3 protein-coding genes are annotated in these 8,006 nt (G+C 43.0%); 2 read left to right on the forward strand and 1 reads right to left on the reverse strand.

Going from position 1 to position 8,006, the window contains the following annotated elements; translation table 11 throughout:
* Nucleotides 1-46: 46 nt before the first annotated feature.
* Nucleotides 47-1,171 carry a Gfo/Idh/MocA family protein gene (locus AC1XUD_RS10595; RefSeq protein ID WP_483360957.1) on the reverse strand — a complete coding sequence of 375 codons (1,125 nt, stop codon included), beginning with the start codon at nt 1,169-1,171 and terminating at the stop codon, nt 47-49.
* Nucleotides 1,172-1,937: 766 nt separating this feature from the next.
* Between AC1XUD_RS10595 and AC1XUD_RS10600 the strand changes: the two genes are divergently transcribed.
* Both AC1XUD_RS10600 and AC1XUD_RS10605 read left to right on the forward strand, forming a co-directional pair.
* Nucleotides 1,938-6,143: a M4 family metallopeptidase gene (locus tag AC1XUD_RS10600; protein ID WP_483360958.1), complete on the forward strand. Its 4,206-nt coding sequence runs from the start codon at nt 1,938-1,940 to the stop codon at nt 6,141-6,143.
* 260 nt (nt 6,144-6,403) lie between these two features.
* The coding region (locus tag AC1XUD_RS10605) for a hypothetical protein (protein ID WP_483360959.1) at nt 6,404-8,006 on the forward strand (1,603 nt) is incomplete at its 3' end.

Here is an 8,006-nt window from a genome sequence, read left to right on the forward strand (position 1 = left end):
ACAATTCACTCATTCATCATTTTCTAACACCTAACAGCTAATTGCTTCAGACCGCCTTAAAATCCGGAACCTGAATCAAGGCCCCGCCCTGCAACGCTGACTCATGGGCCAGAATTCCGACGCTTGTCCAGTTTGCGGATTGTACAGCATTCGGGAAAGGATCTCGGTCTTCGATCAATGCGCTGATAAACTCGTGCGCCAAATGCGGATGTGAACCACCATGGCCACCGCCTTGAACAAATGAAAGGTGAGCGTTCTCGTCCAGATTATATACGCCGTGACCAGTAAAGGCCTGAATTTCTTCTGGCAGATAATGTGCGTAATCAGGAGTTTTTACACGTTCAGCGATCTCATGTTCGGGTTTTTTAGCAGTGTGAATCACAGCGTCTTCACCTTCTATAAGAGGCCACTCAAACGACTTTTTACTACCATATACTTCAAAACTTTCACGATACTGACGCGCCGTGTCGAATAGCGAACGATATACATAAGCAGAAAGGTCGCTATCCTTGAATTTGATATGCGCAGATTCAACCGCAAACGGTGAATTGTGGATTTTTGCTAAATCTTCGCTGATCGTTCCCGAACCAAAGCATGAAACATACTCGGCTTCCAGTTTCAATAAACCGGCTACAGGCCCTACGCAGTGCGTTGCATAATGCATCGGAGGTAATCCTGGCCAATAGTCAGGCCAGCCTTCCATATCCTGCTGGTGGCTTGCTTTCAAAAACTGAACCTTGCCAAGTTCTCCCTTTTCGTAAAGCTCTTTTACAAAAAGGAATTCGCGGGCATAAACGACAGTCTCCATCATCATATATTTCTTGCCTGTCTCACGGGTCGTCTTCACAATCTCAATGCAATCTTCCACACTCGTAGCCATCGGAACAGTACAAGCCACATGTTTTCCGGCGCGCAGTGCTTTCAGCGTCTGTTCAGCATGGTTTGGTATTGGAGAATTGATATGCACAGCGTCCACATTAGGGTCGGCAAGCAGGTCGTCATAACTAGTATATCTTATATCAATTCCATATTGATCGCCAACCGCATTCAATTTGGATTCCGTACGCTGGCAAATGGCGTACATGTTCGCGTTGGGATGTTTTTGATAAATAGGGATGAATTCTGCGCCGAAACCCAGGCCTACTATGGCAATGTTAATCTGCTTAGACATAAAAATTGTAAAAGGTTAAGTATTAATCCTCAATGTTTCTGATCTGAAATCGCACCGGATAATAACTCGAATGGCGAGCGTCCGGATATCAAACGGTATGTATTCAACCCATTGCCGTGAGATATTTCTTCACAATACAATTTTAAAGCAAAATAATACTAAATACTTCATGTCTTTTGATGAGTAATGAGCGTATTTTGATCCATTTTTTTAAGTATGGTCGAATTTGTGGCAAAATAATGGAAGCGCATGGTTTTAAGCTTTCATTTGTCTAATTATTTGTGGTATCCTTTTACACAAAATTTACAATGCGAGTCTCGATTTGAATTTACTGCTAATTGCTTTTAAATTTTTACCTCAAATATCTCAGCTAATAAAAATACCGTAAACTAAAATTTTAACTTCAAAAAAGACGCTTGATTATCAAATTTAAAACAATAAAAGACCTAATTTATTTGAATAAAAATGTACAATGTATTCGATATATAAGTCAATAAGTTCACTATATGCGTGAATGGGTTGTGAAATTGAAATTATTGTAACTATTTGATAAATAGTGTATTGTGTATTTATACATGCCTAAGAATTAATCTAGCAATGTTTTTCAGATAGTCGTCTTTAAAATAATGACTGGAAATTTTCTATAACAAAAGTTGTTAATATACGTACACAATTATTGTCGTATTACTTTAATTTATTTCTCTTGGAAAACAAAAGAATTCGTTTATTTTTGATAGAAATACTAATCGTTTAAAGCTGTATAATTATGAAGAGAATTTTATCAATAATTTTATTCATCTCCCTTACGGCTGCGTCAGTATCACTGGCTCAAAATGTAGTAACTGGAGAGATTGATGCTTTCGTCTCCAGAACTGGCGCCAAGGCCTCCATTGACAAGGCCACCGGCTCGCTAAGTTTTCTAAGATTTCCTTCCTCAAAGGCGATGAAATTGGACGGCCTTGTCCCTCGGGAAAAGACCTTAAACTTTCTAAACCAGAATGCCAAACTATTTGGTATCAGATCCGGCACGGACACCTATCAGGTAAAGGAAACAAAAAAGGACAACTACGGATTGGATCATGTGGTGGTGCAGCAATATTTTCAGGGAGTGCCGGTGTACGATGGCGTTCTTAAATTTCACTACAACAAAAGCTCCGACCTGGCTTCGATGAACGGGAACTATATTCAGGTTCCGAAGCTGAACACCACTCCGTCTGTGTCGTCTGGAAATGCAGAAGAAGCTGCGATCCGGCACGTTTTTAACCAGAAAAAGGGAGAATTTACAGCACCATTGCGTGCCGTGAAAAGCACTTTATACATCTTTCAGAAAGGATTGGCTCAGGGATATCAGGGTACAAAATACCTTACCTATGAGGTGGAAGTCAGAAATGATGTCAATATCCGGGAATTTGTTTTTGTAAATGCGCACTCAAAGGAAATTGTAGAGCAGTTTACAGGTATTCATAACATTCACCGAACCTTATACGAGGTGTCCACTGCCAGCCAGATATGGAATGAAGGAGATGCGTTTCCCGGATCGCTCGACATATGGCAGCAATCAGAGGTAGTCTCTTCGGGGCATATATACAATTTCATGAAAAATGCGTTCGGCTTTGTGTCTTACGACGGAGCTGATGCCCATATGATTACGATTAACAATAACCCGGATATCGATTGCCCCAATGCCAACTGGAATGGTGTTACGGCAAATTACTGCACCGGAACTGCTGCCGATGACGTGGTCGCCCACGAATGGGGACATGCATATACAGAATATACCAGCGGGCTTATTTATTCGTGGCAGGCCGGTGCCCTCAATGAAGCTTTCTCGGATATATGGGGAGAAACGGTTGACCAGCTCAACGGGTATATGGATGGGTCGGAAAATACTACGGCCAGAACTTCATGTGCCAGTTCAGACAAATGGATGTTGGGTGAGCAAACGACGGCTTTCGGTGGGGCGATAAGAGATATGTGGAATCCTAACTGTAAAAACCACCCGGGGAAAGTTACAGATTCTCAATACTGGTGTTCCAGCGAAGATGATGGCGGGGTACATATTAATTCGGGAGTTCTCAATCACGCATATGCGCTTCTGGTGGACGGAGGGGATTATAACGGTCAGGCAATCAGCGGTATCGGGTTATTAAAGGCAGCTCATATTTTTTGGAGGGCACAATCAGCATACATGACCCGTACGACAGATTTTGCCGCTCAGGCAGATATCCTAGAAGCTGCGGCAGAGGACTTGATTGGAGTTAACCTGGAAGGATTGTCGACGGATGGCCCTGCAGGTCTTTCAGGTCAGGTGATATCCGAGGCGGATGTTGAAGAGTTAATTAAAGTAATATTAGCAGTTGAACTCAGAACAGAGAATAGCTGCGGTTTTACACGTATGCTTACCGCGGTGGACAATATTTGTTCTGGAGGCTCTGAGGCCAATGCGTTGTTTTTTGAAAATTTTGAATCTGGTCTTGGTGCGTGGACTGCCTCTTATACAAGTGGAAGTGGAAGTTTCACTACCAGAAACTGGGTAGCAACGGGTGGTGCTCCGGATAACAGACCGGGACAGGTTGCATATGGTGTGGATTTTGCGGGCGGAAACTGTAACAATAGCTTTCAAAACGGAGTCATAAGTCTTGCCAGTCCGGTGATAGATATTCCGGCAGGTTCATCCGGCCCCTTTCTGATGGCGTTTGACCACTATGTTTCAATTGAAGATGGCTGGGATGGGGGAAATATTAAATATAGGATCGATGGTGGGACATGGATCTTAGTTCCTTTGGGAGCATTTACAGAAAATGGATACAATCGAACATTGGCGTCGATCGCTGCAGGCAGTGATAATCCGCTGGCAGGTCAGCAAGCCTTTAGTGGTGCTGATGAAGGCTCTGTGACGGGGACATGGGGACAAAGCCGGATTGATCTTTCATTCCTGGGACTGACTGCGGGTCAAAGCATTGAGTTCCGCTGGGATATGGGTACAGATGGCTGCGGTGGTTGGGACGGCTGGTATATCGACGATGTAAGAGTATATACATGTGCGTTACCAACGGTACAGTTCGCGGCAAGTGTGTCAATTGCAAACGAAGCCGAGGCCGTTACAGCCGAAACTGCTCCTGACGATTGTATTAAGTATGTCGAAAAAACAGTTCAGGTAAAAATTAACAAAGCGCCTTCGCTTCCTGTTACCGTTAATTTAAGCACACCCGTGGGAACGGCTTTGGAAGGCCCGACATCGGACTTTTCCATATCTCCGCTGAGTTTAGTTCTCGAGGCGGGACATTTGTCTCAGGATATAATTGTCAGGATTTATGATGATGCGTATGTGGAAGGTGATGAGACCTTTACGTTGAATTATTCCTTATCAACAACAGGTGATGCATATGCCGAAACATTTAACCAGAGCCATACCTTTACAATTAAGGACAACGACGAAACTCCCGGAGCACAATTCGTGGAACTGGTAAACGAGGGGTTCAATGCAGGTCTTCCGGCTACCTGGACTGTTCCGGGTGGTGGTCAATACCCTAATAATTGGGACGTTGTTCAATTCTCAAATGCGGAGTTGGATCCGGATGGGAAGCCATTGCTCTTTTTGAGCAGTTATGCTGCTGGCGATGTTCCTTTGGACAAGACTGTGGAATCAGGAACATTTAATACTACCGGGTTTTCGGAGTTGGCATTGACTTATCTTGAAGTATTTTCGGTGTACAACGGAGGTTTTGCAGAGCAGGCACTTGTAGAAGTCTGGGATGGGGCTTTGTGGCAACCTGTTTTGGTTAACACCGAAGCTTCTGGAAGTTCTGGCTCATTTTCAGCTCCCGCGCAACGCGAATTGCTAATCCCTATCGCTTATGCAAATCCTGCGATGAAAATCAGGTTCCATTATATTGCTGAGTATGACAATTATTGGGCTATTGACAATGTCAAAATTGTAGGTAAAATACCGACTCAAATTGAAAGCATATTGACGGTTACGCCGGACAAACAATATTTAGGCCCAAATGAAACAGCTTATTTCTATGATCCTTCTTCCGGCAATCTGTTGGTGAAAATCAAGAATTTGTCAAGCTTCGATTATGGCTGTACGACAGTTCAAATCGACAGAGTTGGAAATGGGGAGGTTGAGTGGTTGGGTGGCTACAATATCACGAATAAAACTTTCAAGGTTACGCCTACCAATCCTAATCCCGACGGTACTTACGAAATAACGCTGTACTACACTGAAGCTGAGCTTGGCGCGTTTAAGGATAATGTGACATCTATGGGTAAAAGCGAAGGAGGAATAGGGGTAGGAAATGAGCGGCAAACTTCTTATGCCGAAGTAAAAATTGAGTCAGCTTTCAATACGGATTTTGCATATACGGCAACGTTTGATTCCGGATTTTCTGGATTTGGGCTTTCTGATGCGCCACCAATCGGCTCTCTGCCAGTCAAATTGGCTCGTTTTGAAGGGAAGCACACTGTGGAAGGTAATCAGCTTCTGTGGGTAACAACGCAAGAAGTGAACAACGATTATTTCCAGGTCGAACGGTCTGCCAATGCGAAGAGTTTTACGGCAATTGGAAAGGTGCAGGGCCAAGGTAATTCGTCCGCCGCATATACATATCATTTTACGGATACTGAATATGGAAACGGGATTTCTTACTACCGTCTGCGCCAATTTGATATCGATGGGAAATTCGCAATTTCCGCAATTGTGGCTATTGATAATGGTGTCATCCTGTCGACCCGGGCCTTTCCAAATCCGGTTCGCAACGTCGTATCGCTGGAGGTCGACGAGCACGGTGACGACCTCGGAAATTTGCAGATTGTAAATGCTTCCGGGAAGATAGTCTCCAGAGTCAATGGTGTAAAAATCAAAAATGGAGTGGCCGAACACAACACCAACGGACTGTCAGCCGGGGTATATCAAGCCATTTTAACTACTGGTAAGAAGAAATATCAATATAAAATTGTGAAGCAATAATATCAGTATTACTGCCAACTTTTTTTGAGCGGGATGGCCTTAGTCGAGGCCATCCCGCTTTTTTACAAGAAATCTGACTGTTCAGAATGCCAATAAAAAGTGATATCATGGAAAACCAGTATTTTCTATCAAAACGAATACTACATCTTACAATCCCCCGATTAGTAGATAATTTGTAAAAGATATATGATTTTATATAGTGATCATATATAAATCAAACCAAACGTTATGAAGAAATATATACAAGTTATTCTGTCGTTATGCTCTACGTTGGCTTTTGCCTCCGCGCCGAATATGGTAGTGAAAATGAGAAGGAGATTGTGAGTGAACGTTTACTGTCCGGCCGAAAAGAATCAATGCTGGAACCCAAAACCTTGCCCGCCATGGCCGGGATATTCGTCGAGGGATTTGAGTCCGGATTAGCAGAATGGATAACGTCATATACTAGCTCCTCAGAATCATTCACCTTGCGAAACTGGGTTCTAAGCTCCGTTTCTCCAGCTGGGCACACAGGCACGGTCGCTTTCGGGGTTGATTTTCAAGGAGGAGATTGTATGGACGAGTTACAAAATGGCATAATAAGCATCGCCAGCCCGGTCATAGACATTCCGGACGGACCTGCTAGCAATTACTATTTGGCCTTCGACCATTACTTCAATTCGGAGTATCAATTAGATGGAGGAAATCTAAAATATAGTCTCAATGGAGGACAGTGGTTGATTGTTCCTCAAACGGCATTCCAATTAAATGGTTACAATTCTGTTCTCATTTCTTCAGAAGCAGGAAGCGATAATCCTTTGGCAGGCCAGGAAGCGTTTTCAGGAGCGACCGATACATGGAGCACAAGCGTGGTACATTTGAATAATTTGGGTGTAGGAGCTTCGAAAACTATCCAGTTCAGATGGGATATGGGTACAGATGGATGCAATGGAGTTGAAGGTTGGTACATAGATAATATCCAAATCACTTCGGAAATCATACCGATTCCCCCAGCCCAACCGAAGGTTCATTTTGTATTGACAGAAGCGACTGTAAATGAGGGCGATGCAGCGAACGGCCCGGATGGGTGCAACAGCTATGTAGATTACGCAGTCACCGTAAAGATTGATAAGGAGCCAAGTGCACCCGTCACCCTTTTATTTGCACCAACAGGATATTATGAAGATGATTTGAATGTCCCTTCTGAGGGAGAGCCAGGTAATGATTACACCTTTTTTCCAAAAAAGGTAGTTTTACAGGCAGATGAATTGACGAAGGATATCACTATCCGAGTTTATAATGACAGATACTCGGAAAGCGACGAGAAAATTCAATTGGGTTTCACAGTTTCAACATTGGGTGACGCTTTCGGAGATGGAATATTTATACTTAATATCGAGGATGACGATCGCGACAAAGGGTATATAGTTGACGAGATTTTTTCAGAAAATTTTGATTCATCAATTTTACCTTTGAATTGGGTCGCAGATGATGCTGAATATAATACGCAATGGCACGTTAACTTGTTTGGGCAGGAGGATCCAACTCCAAATAACTGGGGTCTCTATATTCGCTTTATTGAAGTTAGAGGAGAAAATCTCAGTGTTGATCAAAAAATAGAATCGCCTTCATTTAATTCACTTGGATATTCTGAAATCAAATTGAGCTTCTCACATATTCTTCATTTGGTTCGTGACGAAGCATTGCCAATAGCCGAGGTACAAGTGTGGTCTGGAACATCATGGCATAAAGTTTGGGAGAAAAATAACACGACTCAAGGTTATCCTTTTACAGTCGAAAATGCCGAAATATTAATCCCTACGGATTTAGTTAGTGATAATATGAAGATTCGTTTTCGATTCTTCTCGTATTTGGATGGTAGTT

The organism is Dyadobacter sp. HNCC25DJ184 (genome assembly GCF_056895215.1).